Raw genomic sequence first — 17339 nt, forward strand, 5'->3', positions numbered from 1 at the left:
GTTTAACGTAGCGCAAAGTTACAATTAATAACAAAGATGTTGTAGGAAATTTAATGAAAACATTTCAACACCCTACAGCTGTTTATGTTCTTATAATTTATAGTGCTTCATCAACATTTTTTCATAGACTTTATCAGGCAAGATACGTTTTAAAACAATAGAAAATTTCTGCATAAATTCCCCTACTTTATAATGAATCTTTGGTTTTGGAGTATTTATGATTTTGAAGATGGATTCTGCCATGATATGAGGGTCTTTACCCGCAGTCACATGCGCATTCATTAAATGTAAGGTATCGCCGTAGGTCTTCTTGTACGGTGAATTTTCTAGAATTGGTGCATGATAACGACCCGCAGCAATATTGGTGGCAAAATCACCTGGAGCAACATTGGTCATATGAATATTGAAGCCTTTTATTTCCATTCTGAAGGCTTCAGTGATCAATTCCAGAGCCCCTTTACTAGCGCTATAAACTCCCCTATATGGTAGACCCATATATCCTGCAATGGAAGTTATGTTGATAATGAGGCCCGAGTTTTGAACTCTCATTTGCGGTAAAACGGCTTTGATAACTCGTATAGGTCCGAAGAAGTTAGTTTCAAAGTTTCGTTGGATTTCAAGGTCAGGCGTTTCTTCAATAGGTCCGGTAATACCGGCGCCCGCATTGTTGATCAACACGTCCAGTCGCCCCTTTTCCTTTATGACGGTTGTAATGGCCGCTTTTATGGATTCAGTATCAGAAACATCAAGTTTTACTAAATTGAATTGACTGCCGGTATACCGTTCGGGATTTCTACTTGTTCCGTAAACCGTGAATCCTTTATGCGTTAAAAATTCGCCAACAGATTTACCTATTCCTGAAGAACCTCCTGTGATCAATACAACTTTAGACATTTGGAAATATAAATTATCAATGAAAAAACTAGAAATGAATACTCCTTCAAAAATACAATATAAAGTTAAAAGGAGATTAAAAATTGAAACTGGAGTGGATGACGGGAATTCAAGAAAATATACTCTGAGATTTCTGCTTTTGCAAAAACAAAAAAAGGCAAGTTACCTACATCACACCGCTACGACCACTTACCTTTGCTGCGTTCCCGCCCTGGAGGATTCAGCAGGAGCTGGTTGTGTAGGACTTGCCAGCTGCAAAGATACAATCTTTTCGTACTTTTGCAATGATTTTTCAAACTGAATTTAATTAAATACCTTGCCTAAAAATATATCATGTCTATGTCTTCTTTTAAACTTTTTATAATCACTGTTTTAAGTCTTTTATTATGGACTTGTGGTGACAATCCGAATGGTAAAAAAAGTAATTTTTCCATCACAACGGATGCTAAAAACAACACAATTGCACTCGGGGAAACAATTAAATTATCTATTGAGAACCCAAAAAATAAAACTATCAACAGTATTAGCTACAAAATTAATAAGTCAGAGATAGACGAAAATTTTAACGCCAAAGATATGCCGCTAGGTGTGCATACTATTACGGCAACCGTTACGTATGATGAAACTACGGAAGAAGCGCACACAAATTTGACCATCCTAAACAATGTCGCTCCCAAAATTTATAGTTATAAAATCTTGAATGAATATCCGCATGATATTACCTCCTATACTCAAGGTTTGGAGTTTTATGACGGATTTTTATATGAAAGTACTGGACAATACGGAGAATCAAAACTTAGAAAAGTAGATTATAAAACTGGCGAGGTTCTCAAAAACACCAATTTGGGCAACCAATACTTTGGTGAAGGCTTGACCATTCTGAATAATAATATTTACCAACTCACTTGGAAAGAAAACATCGGTTTTGTATATAGTGTGGATACCTTCGAGAAAACCGGCAGTTTTAATTATGGAAAAAGCAAAGAAGGTTGGGGTTTGTGTAATGATGGAAAATCTATCTTCAAAACGGATGGTACCAATAAAATATGGAAACTCAACCCAGACACATTAGTAGAGGAAGACTATATCCAAATTTATACTAACACTGGTAAGATTGACCGCTTAAATGAAATGGAATTTATTGACGGAAAAATTTACGCCAACATTTACCAACGGAATGGCGTTTTGATCATCAATCCTGAAAATGGTGCTGTTGAAGGCGTTATTGACTTCTCCCCGCTTCAAAAATTGGTCAAGCAGCATCCTGAATTGGATGTCTTAAATGGCATTGCCTATAATCCTGAAACCAAGACCATATTTGTTACCGGAAAAGATTGGGACAAGTTGTTTGAAGTAGAGGTATTTGTGAAATAGAATCCTCATTTTGAGAGCTAGGGAAAATCCCTGAAATTTTCCAATAATAATTTAAATGTAACCTATGCAAACCTTCGAAATACACATCATTGTTGCCCAAGACGATCTGGATAATCTCAACCATGTTAATAATGTGCGCTATGTACAATGGGTACAGGATGTTGCAGAACAGCATTGGCATACAAAAGCAACAGATGACATGCTTTCAGAATATTTTTGGATTCTTTTAAAACATACTATTGAATATAAAAATCCGGCAGTATTAGGAGATGTGCTTAAACTTAAAACCTTTATTATCGAATCTGGTGGCGTGAAATGCGTTCGTAAAGTTGAGATTTATAATAAAAATACAGAGAAACTTTTAGCGTCCTCAGAAACAAAATGGTGCCTCGTATCACAGCAAACCATGAAACCAGCGCGGATTACGGAAGAAATTAAAACCTTGTTTAGTTAAATTTAGATTAAAACCATTGTTAAAGTCTCTTAAGAAGACACTTTTAAAAATTTAGATTGTCTTAATTGATGATAATCAATCTTCAAGCTTAGTGACTAAAATTACCATCCTCTGCTGTTTCTGTTTGTTTTCATCAATTACGGTTTCTCAAAACCTCACAGGCATACTTTATGACTCCGAAGCTCCTGTTGCTGGGGCTCGCATAATGAATATCACCTCAAAAAGTCTGACCTCTTCAGATGCTAGTGGGAATTTTGAAATCTATGCTAAAATTGACGACACCCTCATCTTTAGCTCACTGTTTCATCATACAAAAGAACTCGTTATGACGCCATCACATTTTGAAGGAACACAGGTTTTTGAACTCACCAAATCAGTGAATGCATTAGACGAAGTTGAGCTTCATGGTGCCATTTCTTCCAAAGAGATGGATGCGGAAGAAGAGACCCAAAGAGTCAACAAACAATTTAAAACCGATATCGAAAAAAATCCGCATTTATACAGAAGGCCTAATACCAATAGTGGCCCGATTGACTTTATTGAAATTGGTAGACGGGTTGCAAAACTCTTTAAAAGTAAAACTGCCAAAGAGACGCAAATAGTGGAGACTACTATTAAATCAGCAGATCTTGACACGCTGTTTAAAAGAGATGATTTTTTTAATGACAAATTTTTAGTGTTGAATTTGAGCATTACCAAAGATTACAAACACCTCTTTTTTGCTTATTGTGAAACGAAGAACATGTCATCGTTTCTTCTTCATCCGGACAAAAAAATCTACCTTATCGATAAATTTCTGGAGTATGCTGAGGAGTTTCGAGACATTCTACAGGAAAGCCAAAAGCAGTAAATCAAGAACCTCGGGGGATATACCAGCATTGGCGGGCGAGCATACGAGGGGTACAGATTCCAAAAGAAGTGAAATTCTAAATTTCAAAAAAAATAAAAAAAGAGATTCGAGACGTTAAACTTGAAAAAGGATAAAAGCCTATTGATAGGAATTAAATAAGGGCTTCATACTAATTCATAATCTCAAAAGTCATATTTTTGAAACTCAATATGAATAGATTGCACTAATGAAAAGAAGTCTTTATTTTATTATTACTATTTCTACATTGATCTTATGGAGTTCCTGCCGGAAAGATTTTGATTTTCAGCCTAATGTAGGAGATTTGACTTTTTCAAAAGATACGGTGTATTTAGATACTGTTTTTACAAATATTGGCTCAAGCACCTATAATTTGAAAGTGTATAACCGCAGTAATGATGACATCTCCATCCCTACCCTACGCTTAAGCCAAGGAGAAGCGTCCCTTTACCGACTCAATGTAGATGGAATGTCCGGTAAAGAATTTCAGAACGTGGAACTTTTGGCAAAAGACAGCATGTACATCTTTATTGAAACTACTTTTGATATCCAGAGTGTTGTTACGGCAAACAATCAATTTTTATATACCGATGCCATCGAATTTGACAGTGGTGCCAATCTGCAAAAAGTAGATGTGGTAACCTTAGTCAAGGACGCGGTTTTTATCTATCCCAATCGAGATACTGAAGGGATTGTAGAGACCTTGACATTTGATGTGGATGGGGATGGTGTAGCTGATGAAACCAATGTAAAAGGTCGGTTTTTGAAAAATAATGAATTGACATTTACAAATGAAAAACCTTATGTTATTTACGGTTATGCGGCAGTTGGAGAGAATAAAACTTTGACGATAAATGCTGGCGCTCGTGTGCATTTCCATTCAAATTCGGGAATATTGGTGACTAAGAATGCATCTTTGAAAGTGAATGGTCAATTCAGTACTGATCAAACCACCATGGCAAACGAGGTCATATTTGAAAGTGATCGATTAGAACCGTTGTTCGATAATATTCCGGGGCAATGGGGTACCATTTGGTTATTTCAAGGCAGTAAGCAAAATAGCATCAATTTTGCCACGATAAAAAATGCCACAATTGGTGTTTTAGCGGAAAATAATCCAAATACCACCATCCCAAAATTGACCATTAAAAATTCTAAAATTTATAATTCCAGCAATTTCGGAATCCTTGGACGTGCCACCTCCATCACTGCCGAGAATGTCGTGTTTAATAGCGCCGGACAAGCTGCCTTTGCTGGAACTTATGGGGGCGCTTATAACCTTACGCACTGCACCATTGCCAATTACTGGAACAATAGTTTTAGGCAATTCCCGGCGTTATATGTCAACAATTTTCTTGTTTTGGAAGATGAATCGGTTGTAACCAATGCCTTGACCGAAGCCAATTTTAACAATTGTATTATTTACGGAAATGATAATCCGGAATTTCTTGTAGAGCAAGAAGAAGGTGAAGCCTTCAACTTTAAATTCACCAATTGTTTGATCAGATTTCAGGACACCAATAATCGATTTGCCAACGATCCGAATTATGATTTTAATAATTTGGCTTTATATGAAAATGTCGTATTCAATCAGGAACCCGATTTTATGGATCCAGCTAAAAACAAGATGGTCATCGGACAAGAATCTGCAGCTATTAATGTGATTGGAAACAATCCGTTTTCCAATGGCGTTCCTTTTGATATTTTGAATGTGCCTCGGACTGCATTACCAGATTTGGGTGCCTATCAGCATGTTGTTTTTGAGGAATAACAAAATGAAAAGAATAAAATTAAAGAATGCGATTAGTGTAATAATTCTAATGATTTCCCTAGTTTTAATTAACTTCGGATATTTCGAAGTATTAGGAGATAACTAAAATTAATAGGATTTTTTGAATATTAGGATTCCTATTACTTGTGATTTATTTGCTCAAACTAATTTGGATAAATAATAAACGCAATGAAATTCAATAGAGATTATTATTCGTTCACAATCATAGGGATACTTAGAAAAAGAAGTTGATTACTGGTGAACATTCTGTAACTATAAATCCAACTAAGGCAGTCCTTTTTTCAATATAGTTCTCCGTTTGATATTTAAATGTTTTACGACTAGCCTTACCTATCTTAGGTGTTTATCAGCAGGCAATTTGTGAAGGGTATTGCTTTTTATTATTTGTTGTCATTCAGAAGTCTTGAGGAATCAAATAAAGTGAATTGATACCTATAATTTCCTCTTAGGTTGGAAAGATATGATTTTAACCAAAGTCGAAATGACAGAAAAAAAAATCTGACAAGTTTTTAAAACCTGTCAGATTTTATAAGTAATAGTTTCTATTATTTACGAAAACAAAGGCTTCCCTTTCATCATCGCATTCACTTTTTCAGAGATCGCCTTCATTTTGGTCTCATCTTCATGATTGCTTAAAACTCCATCAATTAAATTAACGATGGTTTCCATATCAGCTTCTTTTAGGCCTCTGGTTGTAACTGCTGCAGTTCCTATTCGGATTCCCGAGGTTACAAACGGCGATTTATCATCAAATGGCACCATGTTTTTATTCACCGTAATATCCGCTTTCGTCAGCGCTTCTTCGGCAATTTTTCCGGTTAAGTTTTTGTTTCTCAAATCAATCAACATCATGTGGTTATCCGTGCCACCAGAGATGATATGGTAATCTTTGGCAACAAAAGCCTTTGCCATAGCAGCAGCATTGTTTTTAACCTGCAACATATAATGCATGAAATCATCGGTTAACGCCTCTCCAAACGCAATGGCTTTAGCAGCAATAATATGTTCCAATGGTCCGCCTTGGTTTCCAGGGAACACTCCTGAGTCCAATAATGAGGACATCATTCTTAAGCTGCCTTTTGGTGACTTCATTCCAAATGGGTTTTCAAAGTCTTCTCCCATCAAGATCATCCCTCCTCTCGGGCCTCTTAATGTTTTATGGGTTGTCGTGGTCACAATATGGCAGTGTGGCATGGGATCATTCAAAATGCCTTTGGCAATTAATCCTGCAGGATGTGAGATGTCTGCCATCAACACGGCCCCAACTTGGTCGGCCACTTGTCTAAAAGCTTTAAAGTCCATATCCCGAGAATAAGCCGATGCACCAGCAATGATCATCTTTGGTTTGGTCTTTTTGGCGGTATCTTCTAAATGGTTATAATCAATCAATCCCGTAGCTTTGTCCACACCATAAAAGGAAGGGTCATAAAGTTTTCCCGAAAAATTTACCGGAGAACCATGAGTCAAATGGCCACCATGCGACAGATCAAAGCCAAGGATTTTATCTCCAGGTTTCAAACACATGGAATATACGGCGGTATTGGCTTGACTTCCAGAATGTGGTTGCACGTTAGCATATTCTGCTCCAAATAAGGCTTTAGCGCGGTCAATGGCAATTTGTTCAACTTCATCTACGACTTCACATCCCCCATAATAGCGCTTTCCAGGATACCCTTCGGCGTATTTATTGGTTAACACTGATCCGGCGGCTTCCATGACTTGATTGCTTACAAAATTCTCTGAAGCAATAAGTTCTAAACCGTGAAATTGTCTTTGTTTCTCAGCTTCTATAAGCTCAAAAATTTGTTGGTCGCGTTGCATAAATTGTGTTTTTTATTATTCCCTATAATAAGGAATTGAATGAATATTATATTTCCCCAAAAATACTAAATACAATAGTTAATTAAGTTAAAAATTGAAAATTTCGTCTTGAGTTTGAGGTTTGTCGGATTCACCAAAAACAACATAACTTTAAGTCTTTTTTTGTTTTTAAATTAAAAAAAATATGTAGGTTTGAATAGATTTAACAAAAAACTAATTAATTGCAACTCTATGTCCTTATCAGCAAATAATCCCGATAGAACGTCGTGGCTTCATGTGGGAAAGAACTCTGATTTTCCTATACAAAATATCCCTTTTGGCGTATTTTTAACACGAGATGACATCATTACCATTGGCACAAGAATTGGCGATACCGCTATTGACTTGGGAGCCCTCCATCAATTAGGTTATTTTGATGGTATCCCGCTGACGGATGATATTTTTCTTCAGGATACCTTGAATGATTTTATTGCAGATGGACGTAAAACTTGGAGTTTGGTGAGAGATAGAATTGCTGCAATTTTTGATAGTAAAAACACCACCTTAAAGAATAATATCAAACATAAGGAGATTGTCTGTTTTCGATTGGATGAAATTGAAATGCAGTTACCGGTTCAAGTTGGTGATTATACCGACTTTTATTCGAGCATAGAGCATGCTACCAATGTGGGAACCATGTTCAGGGATCCTGAAAATGCGCTGATGCCAAACTGGTTGCACATTCCGGTAGGTTACCATGGACGTAGTTCTTCTATTATTCCATCAGGAATACCTATCCACAGACCTCAAGGACAAACGCTACCTGACGGGGCCACCGAACCAGTTTTCGGGCCTTCTAAGTTGATTGATTTTGAATTGGAAATGGCGTTCATTACCACAGATGCGAACGATTTAGGAGAATCAATTCCAGTCAATGAAGCTGAAGAATATATTTTTGGATTGGTACTTTTTAACGACTGGTCTGCACGTGATATCCAAAAATGGGAATATGTACCCTTAGGTCCCTTCTTAGCAAAAAGCTTTGCGTCATCCATGTCGCCATGGATAGTTACCCTTGATGCTTTAGAACCTTTCAAAGTAGAAAGTCCGAAGCCTATTAAACCTGTTCTACCTTATTTAAAATCGAAAGGGAAACGTGGATACGATATCAATTTAGAAGTGGCAATTCGTCCCAAGGATGCCAAGGAAACCATAGTGAGCAAATCCAATTTTAAATACATGTATTGGAATATGTCTCAGCAATTGGCACACCATACCGTTAATGGCTGTCCCGTAAATTCTGGAGATATGATGGGAAGTGGCACAATTTCTGGCCCCACAGAAGATTCTTATGGTTCTATGTTGGAATTGACCTGGAGAGGCGAAAAACCTATAAAAATGAAAGATGGGACTGAGCGTAAATTTATCAATGACTATGATACGGTGGTGATGAGAGGCCATTGTGAAAAAGATGGTACCAGAATTGGATTTGGCGAAGTTTCTACACAATTATTGCCGATTTATAATCCAATGAAGAAAAAATAGCGAGCTTGAAGCTTGAAGTTGGAAGCACGAAGATTAGTAAGTACTAGTTTTCGTGCTTTATTCGTTTTATTAGTAAGACCTAAAACTTAATAGCGGAGCGCGCTTTACGTTTTGATGCTTGAACTAAACCCGCTTTTAGGCGGGATCTGAGGTTTAAAACCTCGAAGCTTGCTTCGGAGTGTAAAAAAGGTTTTCCGTTGTATACCTCGTGGGCTTGCCCCGAGAATATTTATTTGACATTTTCTACCTTTCATTTTTAAATTAGAACTCCCAGCTTCACGCTTACCAACGTCCCACTTTTAAATTTTGGCACGTCATTTGGAATTCTTTAACTTTAAAACATAAATTTCTAGCATTATGAAAGTAAAACTACTTTTTAAAGTATTCATTTTATTACTTGTTTCTTGTAGCAGTAAAAAGCAGATCGAGAAATCTCTTCATTCTGGAAATTATGATCAGGCGATTGAGAATGCCTTAAGAAAACTCGAAAACAACAAAAACAAAGAACGTAAGCAAGATTTTGTAATTATGCTTAGAGATGCCTATGAAAAAGCAGTGGAACGGGACTTAAATACGATTTCTCATCTTAAAAAAGATGGCAATCCTGAACATTACAAAACCATCTACGAAAGCTATGTACAAATGAATGAGCGCCAGGAAGCCATCAAACCAATATTGCCTTTACAAATTGGTAATAAAACCCTGCGCTTAGACTTTAAGGACTATTCCAATAATATTATCGAATCGCGCAACGCCGTTTCTGCATACCTGTATGAAACTGGAGTGTCACTAATAGATTCTAACAATAAACACGATATCAAAGAGGCTTATAGCACGTTTCAGTATATCGATCAAATCAATCCGAAATATAAAGACACACGCAGTTTGATGCAAGAGGCACATAATTTAGGGTCTGATTATGTTCTAGTTACCATTGAAAACCAAACCGATCAAATCATTCCTAAGCGTTTGGAAGACGATCTTTTAAATTTTGATACTTACGGCTTAAACCAGTTTTGGACGGTTTATCATGCCATTGCTGATGCAGATATTGTTTATGATTATGCCATGTCTTTACAATTGAAACGCATTAATATTTCACCAGAAAAGATAAATGAAAAACACCTGCTAAGAGAAAAGGAAATTGTAGACGGTTGGAAATATCAAAAAGACAGAAATGGTAACGTGTCAAAAGACAGTTTAGGAAATGATATCAAGATTGATAATATTATCATTGTTAAAGCAAGATATAATGAATACCGTCAATTTAAATCCACACAAGTTTTAGCTGATGTCGTTTATACCGATTTAATAAATAATCAAACTTTGGATGTGTTCCCAATCAGCAGCGAATTTATATTTGAAAATATTTATGCGACAATTAAAGGTGATGAGCGCGCTTTAGGCCCTGAAGAGCGTGAGTTATTGCGCCATAGACGCATCCGCTTCCCTTGTAATGCTGATATGGTATATGGTACAGGTGAAGATTTAAAACTAAAGCTCAAACAGATTATTGGTTCTTATAAAATGCCAAAATAGTCCTAAGCCATATCGTTGCTATGTTTGACAACAAATTTAAATCATAAAAAGAATATAAAACACTATTATTTAATGGCTATTAAACAATTCATAATTAAAATCTATGGGTTGTGATCATACTTTCTTTTGCAATAATTTTAAGGTTTCCTTACGTTGAATTTTGCCTGTAGCAGTTTCTTTAAACTTAGGTAGTGTATAGATTTCTTTAGGAACTTCTAATTTTCCCAAACTTTTAAATGTTGAGGCATTCAAGTTATTATTTTCGCTTTCCAAAATAAGGATCAATTTTTCACCTAAATCGGAATCTGGTTCAGAAGCGATAAAAAATCGTTTATTTATAATATTGGAAAGCTTAGCTTCAATTTGTTCTGGAAATAATTTCACACCGCCAGAATTGACCATATTATCAATCCGACCAATTATTTCAAATTCAGTTGGGGAATGAAGTTTTACCACATCATTGGTCACCAAACGTTCAGAAGTCAGTTTTGGCGCTTCGATGACTAAACATCCTCTTTCATCTTGAGAAATTGTAACCTTTGGAATAACTTTAAAATATCCCATTTTCTTACTGCCATTCATGGTTTTAACCGCTATATGGGATACTGTTTCAGTCATTCCGTAAGTGGCATAAATTTTAGTTTTTAAATTTTGGATGGCCGCTTCCAATGATTTTGAAATAGCGGCTCCGCCGATAATTAAAGTTTTGATATTATTGATGTCGCCTAGTTTGTTTTGCAATTGCAGTGGCACCATCGCGCAAAAATCATATTGTCGATCATAATCAAAAACAGGCTGAGAGGTAGGATCAACAAAATCGAGTTCCAACCCCAAGATCATGGCTCTCACCAACATCATCTTACCTGCAATATAGTGGGTTGGAAGACACAGCAAAGCTTTTTGACCAGGTTCCATCTTAAAATAATTGCCGGTGGCTATGGACGAATTGACCATCGCCTGCTTGCTCACTTTCATTAGTTTTGGTTTCCCGGTAGAGCCTGAAGTTCTGACATTGATATAGTCCTTCGCATCTAACCAATCCATCAAAAAGTCACCCATAATCTTTTCATAATCCTCACCTTCTTTGACCAAACTGTAAGCGACTTCCTTAAGTTCTTCAGTGTTATATGAGTTTCGGTTTAATTTAAATTTTGAATGAATTTTATCAAATGTTGGCGTCATTTTTATGATTTTATATTGTAATAATGGTTTAGTGGAATTGGTGACTAAGGTATCGTTTTCATCTGAAATCTAAGTGCTGATGTAGATAAAAGAAGAACTTATTCCGTTCCGATATCTTGAATCTCATCTAACACTAAATAATCTTCTTTTGGTGGTGAAGTCACATTACCGAATAGTTTGCCTTTCCAATCGCTCCATTTATATAGTTTTGAAAGTATCAGTAAGACAATAGGAAATATAATAAATACTGGCATAAAAACATCCATAAACTCAGCGGCCTGCGGATCTGATATATCCTTAAAAACAGAATGGGTCTGGAATACAGTCCAATCTGCCGTCACCAATAAAGCGGTGAATAAATTGTTGGCCGCATGAAATCCCAACGACAACTCAAGACCTTCGTCCATCAAGGTCATTATGCCCAAAAATAATCCCGTCCCAATATAATAGACCATGATGATTGGTCCTAACTTATCAACCTCAGGATTTGCAATATGTAATAACCCGAAGACGACGGAGGTAATAATTAAAGGTGTAAAATTTGTTCTTAATGCAGAATGGACTTTTTTATAAGCATGGTTATCAGTCAATTTGAATGCAATTTTAGAATTCAAAAAGAGTATAACTAATCCGGAATACCCACCAAAATATAAGAATGATTGCCAGAATGCAACATCATAAAACTGTAACCATACAATATATCCGAAAATCCCTATCAAGGATAAAATGAATACATAAGGAAAATATTTATGCACAGTTGATACGCCAAGTCCTTGCATCAAATAGCCTCTGAATAAATATTCCTCAAAACTCGTCTGTAAGGGTACTAAAAGTATGGCAATGACAGCCAAAATTAAAAAAGGTTGTAACTTAAAATTAAAAACATAGTCCTCCGGTGACATATAATAATCTATTATTATCAAGCTAGAAGATAAGGTGCCCCAAAATAAAAAGATGACCCAAAACCGTTTCCAATCAATTTTTGGCCGAACGGTTGTCAACGATGTTAGCGACTGTTTGTGTATCCATTTGACTGCAGCAAATAAAAACAGCAAGCCTCCAGCAAAAGGAAGTAAGATGAACACTAAATTAACATTAGAATCAAATAACCCCATAAGATATGCAGGATCACTCATTTTAGAGGGATCTAGCGCATCGTTTTGAATCGTTTTTAAAGTAATTCCGATGCCATGAGGTATAGAGAAAATAGTGACACCAATAATTGCGATAATAACACCTACCACATAACGCCACCATTCATGCAATCCTTTATACGCTTGAGTTATATACATATTAACTTATAAATTAAAATTCCAATCTTCATTTTTATTGTACTGCAATGTACCGTTTTTAACCTGCAACGGACTATCAAAATTATTGGTAAATAAACCGCCAGTTCCAAGTCCTTGAGGTCTATTATTCTGTAAAGTGTAGGTCCATTGTGCAATGGCATTCAGGCCTACATTACTTTCTAAGGCGCTCGTAATCCAATAGCCGACTTCAGCATCTTTAGCAGCTGAAATCCAAGTATTACTACCAGAAAAACCACCCACAAGAGTTGGTTTTAAAATAACATATTGCGGTTGTATGGTTTGTAGCAAATTAGCCTTTTCCGTTACATCAAAAACGCCAATCAATTCTTCATCCAAGGCAATAGCAAGCGGTGTTGTTTCACATAGCTTGGCCATTTCCTCCACTTGACCTTGTTTGATGGGCTGTTCTATAGAATGCAAATTATAATCCGATAAGCGTTTTAATTTTTCTAAGGCATTATCAGGAGTAAAAGCGCCGTTGGCATCCACGCGTAATTCGATATCTTTTGCAGAAAAATGATTTCTAATGGATTTTAAAAGATCCAATTCCGTTTGAAAGTCAATGGCTCCAATTTTTAGTTTAATACAAGAAAAACCTTCATCAATTTTAGAAGTAATCTGTTCTCTCATAAAAGTTTCCGATCCCATCCAAATCAATCCATTTATGGGAATCGCAGCATCACCATTCGTGAATTTTGAAGGGAATAATTCAAAGGCGGTCTCACTTTCTAAATCCAAAAACGCCATTTCCAATCCAAATTGAATACTCGGCAGTTCGACAAGCTCACTGACCAGTTTATCTAAACCAAGATGAATGTTTTGGCAAGCCCATTTTAATTTGCGTTCAAAATCTGGTCGGTCATCTATGGATAAGCCTCGGAACATACCACATTCGCCAATACCTTTTTTGTCTTCTGAAACGATGGTGACGAACCAAGTGTCTTTGGTTTTTAGGACGCCTCTGGAGGTGCCGCTAGGCTGTTTAAAGTTGAGCGTGTGTTTTTGGTAGGTAGCTATCATATTATGCTCAAAAATAGTCAAATATTTTTGTATTTTTAAGAAATGTAAGCGGACTTGTTTGCAGATTGGATTCGTTTCTTAACGAAGCGGCTCATTTGCAAAATATTCTAAAAATTTTAAATTTTAGTAATTCCTAAAAAATGCCTGAATTTCCAAATATTATTCTTTACGCCATTCCGTTTTTCATCATTTCGATGGCATTGGAACTTTATGTCAGCATTAAAGAAAACAAGAAAACTTATGAAACCAAAGATGCCATCACTTCTATTGCCATGGGATTGGGTAATGTGTTTTTAGGGTTTCTCAGTAAAGCCTTAGTGCTATTGGCTTTTATGGTAATTTATGAGAATTTCCGACTATTCACCATCCCTTTTACGTGGTGGAGTTTTGTGCTATTACTCTTTGCTGATGATTTTTCATATTATTGGTTTCATCGCATTTCTCATGAAAACCGATTGTTCTGGGCTTCCCACGTGGTACACCATTCGTCTGAACATTACAATCTGAGCACCGCTTTACGTCAAACTTGGTCGGGAGGTTTTTATTCCTTTATATTTTGGCTATGGCTGCCTCTGATTGGTTTTCATCCAGGAATGATTTTATTGCAGATGTCTGTTAGTTTATTATATCAGTTCTGGATCCACACTGAAGCCATCGATAAAATGCCAAAATGGTTTGAAGCGGTAATGAATACGCCCTCACATCATCGTGTGCACCATGGTAGCAATCCGTTATATTTAGACCGAAATCACGCCGGAATTTTTATTGTTTGGGATAAACTGTTTGGCACCTTCCAACCGGAACTCAAAGACGAGAAAGTAATTTATGGTTTGGTAAGCAACATCAAATCTTATAATCCTCTTATCGTAGCGTTTCATGAATGGATGGCTATGTCAAAAGATGTGTTTTCTGGAAAGAAATCGGTGTTGGATCGTGCCAGATATATCGTCAAACCACCGGGATGGAAACATGATGGTAGCGGAAAATCAAGTAATGATTTACGAAAGGAATGGCAGGAGGCAGTTGGCAGTCGACAGTCGGCCGAAAACAGTGCAAAGTCAGCAACCGAAGCAAGCAAAGTCGAGCTATAAAAATCACCTTCGAATGGATGCAAAATAGGTAGTAACCGATGAAAGGACAGAGGTATTCAATTTCGATTTTATCTGGTCATATTGAGCGTAAGGGATATATAAATTTTATCTGATATGAATTTCAACCACAGAAAAAATTGCAATTCAGACATTTGATTTATCGAATTATGAGCAGATGAATCAGATTGTTCCTGAAGCTTTACAAATTTTCGAGCCCATTGATAGTCTCATCAATAATGGTGGCATCAGTCAACGGGCTTTGGTTATTGATACGGAGATTAGTGTTTATAAGAAATTAATCGCTATTGATTATTTGGGAACGGTAGCGCTTACAAAAGCACTGCTTCCCAATTTTGTTGCGCATCAGGCAGGTCATTTTGTAACGGTGTCAACTGTGATGGAGAAATTTAGTAGTCCACTTCGATCAGGATATTGTGGTGCCAAGCATGCCCTGCACAGCTTTTTTGATACTTTAGGATTGGAACATGACAAAGACAATATAAAAGTAACCCTCATCTGTCCAGGCTTTTTTAATACCGATGTGGCCAGAAACGCCCTAATTGGCGATGGCAAACAGCCAAACACCAAGGTGAATCCATTGGGTGTGGATGATTTTTCAATACGCATGCTCAGGCCTATTGAAAAATAGAAATTGAAATTTATATGGGGAAAAAGGAAGTTTTAGAGGTTTATTTAAAACGGTTTTTACCGAGGTTTTTACATTGGTATTTGCTGAGGAATAAAGTAAAAATTACAACTCAATCCCTTCCCCAATCTCCAACAGCATCAAATCCTTATTTTTATCAAAAAATTTACGTTTGGCCTCTTCATGATCAATTTCAATATACCCAAACGTATCATAATGGTAGCCCATAATTTTATCACATTGAATGAAATCGCTGGCAATTATGGCATCATCTACGCCCATTGTAAAGTTGTCACCTATTGGCAAAATTGCTAAATCGAGCTTAAGGCGCATCGGAATAAGTTTCATATCCATGGTCAACGCCGTATCACCAGCGATATAAATATTTTTTCGCTCGCCTTCAATAACAAAACCTCCTGGTTGTCCGCCATATGTTCCATCGGGAAATGACGAGGTATGGATAGCATTGACATATTTAACCGTTCCAAATTCAAAATCCCACGAGCCGCCATGGTTCATAGGATGAACTTCAAATCCCATGGCTTCAAAATGGTTCGCAATCTCAAAATTAGAAACAATCATCGCGTTGGTGCGCTTCGCAATGGCTTCTACATCTAAAATATGATCTTGATGGGCGTGGGTTAAAAGGATATAATCGGCTTTTAGGGTCCCAATGTCAATATGAGATGCATTTTTATTGGCTGAAATAAACGGATCTACTAGAATATTGACGTCGTTAACTTCGATACCTAAACTAGCGTGACCGTAAAATGTGATTTTCATGGTTTTGGAAATTTTATGCGTTAATTTTTGAGCGACTTAAATATATTCAAAATATTTCTGAAGTTTTCCATTTCGGGATTTTAAAAAGTAAGAATTTAATAGAATAAGGTTGAAAAGATTGATTTACAAGATATAGCCTACTCCCAGTAACACTGAAAATAAAAATGTGGATAAGGCCAAGATTTTAAGTTGGGAGTCAAAATCGTCAGAACTGCGCGCATTCAAGATTTTTTTAATGTGAATCAAAAGCGGGATATAGGAGAATAAAAAGAGAAAATTCCAAAAAGAGGTGTAGTATAAAATTCCAAAAACGATTCCTATAACCATGGCACTGATAATCAACAAGAGATGGTATTTTCTTGATTTTGCCTTCCCTAGTTTTACGGCTAAGGTTATTTTGTTGGAAACTTTATCTGTTTCAATATCTCTCATATTATTCAGATTGAGTACGCCCACACTCAAAAGTCCAACGGCCATAGATGGAAGTATTAAGATATGGTCCAGTTGTTTGGCAAAAAGGAAATAACTTCCAACCACACTTACAAATCCAAAGAAAATAAGCACAAAAACATCTCCTAAACCTCGATACCCATACGCAGATTCTCCCATTGTATATTTTAATGCTGCAAAGACAGATACTGCTCCCAAAGCAAAAAAGAACATGGAATATAAGAAATAACCATGTCCAAAAGCATTGTAAATCAGCAGCACGGTTAATAATATAACGATTAGAATATTGATCTTCAGCCCTTCAAACATCTGATCTGGTGTAATCTTTCCACTTTGTATGGCACGCATCGGTCCTACCCTAGTGTCATTATCGGTACCTTTAATTCCGTCGCCATAATCGTTGGCTAAATTGGAAAGAATCTGTAAAGCTACAGTCACCAAAAGCGCCAAAATTAAAATAATAGCATCAAAAAAACCGTTGTAGGCAGCAAAACAACTTCCAACAACGATTCCTGAAATAGATAGCGGCAGCGTCCGTAACCTGAACGCTGATAACCACAGCTTTATTCTGTCCATTTTAATGTTTTG

Annotated in this window: 15 protein-coding genes and 1 other RNA gene; 8 read left to right on the forward strand and 8 right to left on the reverse strand. The window is 36.5% G+C overall.

From position 1 onward, the window contains the following. Positions 1–90: 90 nt before the first annotated feature. Positions 91–894: an SDR family oxidoreductase gene (locus G525_RS0113305; protein WP_027126606.1), complete on the reverse strand. Its 804-nt coding sequence runs from the start codon at positions 892–894 to the stop codon at positions 91–93. Positions 895–1046: 152 nt separating this feature from the next. Beyond that, positions 1047–1145, reverse strand: an RNA gene (gene ffs / locus G525_RS22105) — signal recognition particle sRNA small type. Positions 1146–1233: 88 nt separating this feature from the next. Between ffs and G525_RS0113315 the strand changes: the two genes are divergently transcribed. The 4 genes from G525_RS0113315 (at position 1234) to G525_RS0113330 (ending at position 5361) form a co-directional block, all read left to right on the forward strand. Next, entirely contained in the window at positions 1234–2268 is a 1035-nt protein-coding gene (locus G525_RS0113315) for a glutaminyl-peptide cyclotransferase (RefSeq protein WP_027126607.1), read from the forward strand. Between the two features lie 64 nt (positions 2269–2332). Beyond that, positions 2333–2722 carry an acyl-CoA thioesterase gene (locus G525_RS0113320; RefSeq protein WP_027126608.1) on the forward strand — a complete coding sequence of 130 codons (390 nt, stop codon included), beginning with the start codon at positions 2333–2335 and terminating at the stop codon, positions 2720–2722. 91 nt (positions 2723–2813) lie between these two features. Beyond that, positions 2814–3572: a hypothetical protein gene (locus G525_RS0113325; protein WP_157491943.1), complete on the forward strand. Its 759-nt coding sequence runs from the start codon at positions 2814–2816 to the stop codon at positions 3570–3572. Positions 3573–3798: 226 nt separating this feature from the next. Then, entirely contained in the window at positions 3799–5361 is a 1563-nt protein-coding gene (locus tag G525_RS0113330; RefSeq protein ID WP_027126610.1) for a right-handed parallel beta-helix repeat-containing protein, read from the forward strand. Positions 5362–5931: 570 nt separating this feature from the next. On the opposite strand, the gene G525_RS0113335 is transcribed toward G525_RS0113330, so the two are convergent. Beyond that, the gene (locus G525_RS0113335; RefSeq protein WP_027126611.1) at positions 5932–7203 is read right to left on the reverse strand and encodes a serine hydroxymethyltransferase; all 1272 of its coding nucleotides are present in this window, start codon (positions 7201–7203) and stop codon (positions 5932–5934) included. A 231-nt stretch (positions 7204–7434) separates the two neighbouring features. On the opposite strand from G525_RS0113335, the gene fahA reads away from it, so the two are divergent. Next, positions 7435–8727, forward strand: coding sequence for a fumarylacetoacetase (fahA, locus tag G525_RS0113340; RefSeq protein ID WP_027126612.1), 1293 nt, complete (start codon positions 7435–7437; stop codon positions 8725–8727). Between the two features lie 357 nt (positions 8728–9084). Next, positions 9085–10266, forward strand: coding sequence for a hypothetical protein (locus tag G525_RS0113345; protein ID WP_035479691.1), 1182 nt, complete (start codon positions 9085–9087; stop codon positions 10264–10266). A gap of 114 nt (positions 10267–10380) precedes the next feature. Here the strand turns inward: G525_RS0113345 and G525_RS0113350 are convergent, their stop codons facing one another. From G525_RS0113350 to G525_RS0113360, 3 genes are all read right to left on the reverse strand, one after another. Then, positions 10381–11448 carry an AMP-binding protein gene (locus G525_RS0113350; protein ID WP_027126614.1) on the reverse strand — a complete coding sequence of 356 codons (1068 nt, stop codon included), beginning with the start codon at positions 11446–11448 and terminating at the stop codon, positions 10381–10383. 98 nt (positions 11449–11546) lie between these two features. Further along, entirely contained in the window at positions 11547–12740 is a 1194-nt protein-coding gene (locus G525_RS0113355; protein ID WP_027126615.1) for a CPBP family intramembrane glutamic endopeptidase, read from the reverse strand. 6 nt (positions 12741–12746) lie between these two features. Beyond that, positions 12747–13781, reverse strand: coding sequence for an o-succinylbenzoate synthase (locus G525_RS0113360; RefSeq protein WP_027126616.1), 1035 nt, complete (start codon positions 13779–13781; stop codon positions 12747–12749). A gap of 140 nt (positions 13782–13921) precedes the next feature. On the opposite strand from G525_RS0113360, the gene G525_RS21025 reads away from it, so the two are divergent. Both G525_RS21025 and G525_RS21030 read left to right on the forward strand, forming a co-directional pair. Next, positions 13922–14872, forward strand: a complete 951-nt coding sequence (locus G525_RS21025) for a sterol desaturase family protein (RefSeq protein ID WP_035479694.1) — start codon at positions 13922–13924, stop codon at positions 14870–14872. 175 nt (positions 14873–15047) lie between these two features. Continuing rightward, entirely contained in the window at positions 15048–15521 is a 474-nt protein-coding gene (locus G525_RS21030) for an SDR family NAD(P)-dependent oxidoreductase (protein ID WP_051209942.1), read from the forward strand. 102 nt (positions 15522–15623) lie between these two features. Here G525_RS21030 and G525_RS0113375 read toward each other — a convergent pair whose 3' ends face one another. Then, entirely contained in the window at positions 15624–16301 is a 678-nt protein-coding gene (locus tag G525_RS0113375; RefSeq protein ID WP_027126617.1) for a metal-dependent hydrolase, read from the reverse strand. A gap of 123 nt (positions 16302–16424) precedes the next feature. Beyond that, positions 16425–17327: a 1,4-dihydroxy-2-naphthoate octaprenyltransferase gene (gene menA, locus G525_RS0113380; RefSeq protein WP_027126618.1), complete on the reverse strand. Its 903-nt coding sequence runs from the start codon at positions 17325–17327 to the stop codon at positions 16425–16427. Positions 17328–17339 lie beyond the last annotated feature (12 nt).

The sequence above is a fragment of the Gelidibacter mesophilus DSM 14095 genome, assembly GCF_000423005.1.
GTDB lineage: Bacteria > Bacteroidota > Bacteroidia > Flavobacteriales > Flavobacteriaceae > Gelidibacter > Gelidibacter mesophilus.

What these genes read in the sequence shown, in the direction of transcription:
- menA (WP_027126618.1), bottom strand. Translation starts at nt 17,327, where the DNA reads ATGGACAGAATAAAGCTGTGGTTATCAGCGTTCAGGTTACGGACGCTG.
- G525_RS0113330 (WP_027126610.1), top strand. Translation starts at nt 3,799, where the DNA reads ATGAAAAGAAGTCTTTATTTTATTATTACTATTTCTACATTGATCTTA.
- G525_RS0113360 (WP_027126616.1), bottom strand. Translation starts at nt 13,781, where the DNA reads ATGATAGCTACCTACCAAAAACACACGCTCAACTTTAAACAGCCTAGC.
- fahA (WP_027126612.1), top strand. Translation starts at nt 7,435, where the DNA reads ATGTCCTTATCAGCAAATAATCCCGATAGAACGTCGTGGCTTCATGTG.
- G525_RS0113375 (WP_027126617.1), bottom strand. Translation starts at nt 16,301, where the DNA reads ATGAAAATCACATTTTACGGTCACGCTAGTTTAGGTATCGAAGTTAAC.
- G525_RS0113335 (WP_027126611.1), bottom strand. Translation starts at nt 7,203, where the DNA reads ATGCAACGCGACCAACAAATTTTTGAGCTTATAGAAGCTGAGAAACAA.
- G525_RS0113320 (WP_027126608.1), top strand. Translation starts at nt 2,333, where the DNA reads ATGCAAACCTTCGAAATACACATCATTGTTGCCCAAGACGATCTGGAT.
- G525_RS0113350 (WP_027126614.1), bottom strand. Translation starts at nt 11,448, where the DNA reads ATGACGCCAACATTTGATAAAATTCATTCAAAATTTAAATTAAACCGA.
- G525_RS0113345 (WP_035479691.1), top strand. Translation starts at nt 9,085, where the DNA reads ATGAAAGTAAAACTACTTTTTAAAGTATTCATTTTATTACTTGTTTCT.
- G525_RS0113305 (WP_027126606.1), bottom strand. Translation starts at nt 894, where the DNA reads ATGTCTAAAGTTGTATTGATCACAGGAGGTTCTTCAGGAATAGGTAAA.
- G525_RS21025 (WP_035479694.1), top strand. Translation starts at nt 13,922, where the DNA reads ATGCCTGAATTTCCAAATATTATTCTTTACGCCATTCCGTTTTTCATC.
- G525_RS21030 (WP_051209942.1), top strand. Translation starts at nt 15,048, where the DNA reads ATGAATCAGATTGTTCCTGAAGCTTTACAAATTTTCGAGCCCATTGAT.
- G525_RS0113315 (WP_027126607.1), top strand. Translation starts at nt 1,234, where the DNA reads ATGTCTTCTTTTAAACTTTTTATAATCACTGTTTTAAGTCTTTTATTA.
- G525_RS0113355 (WP_027126615.1), bottom strand. Translation starts at nt 12,740, where the DNA reads ATGTATATAACTCAAGCGTATAAAGGATTGCATGAATGGTGGCGTTAT.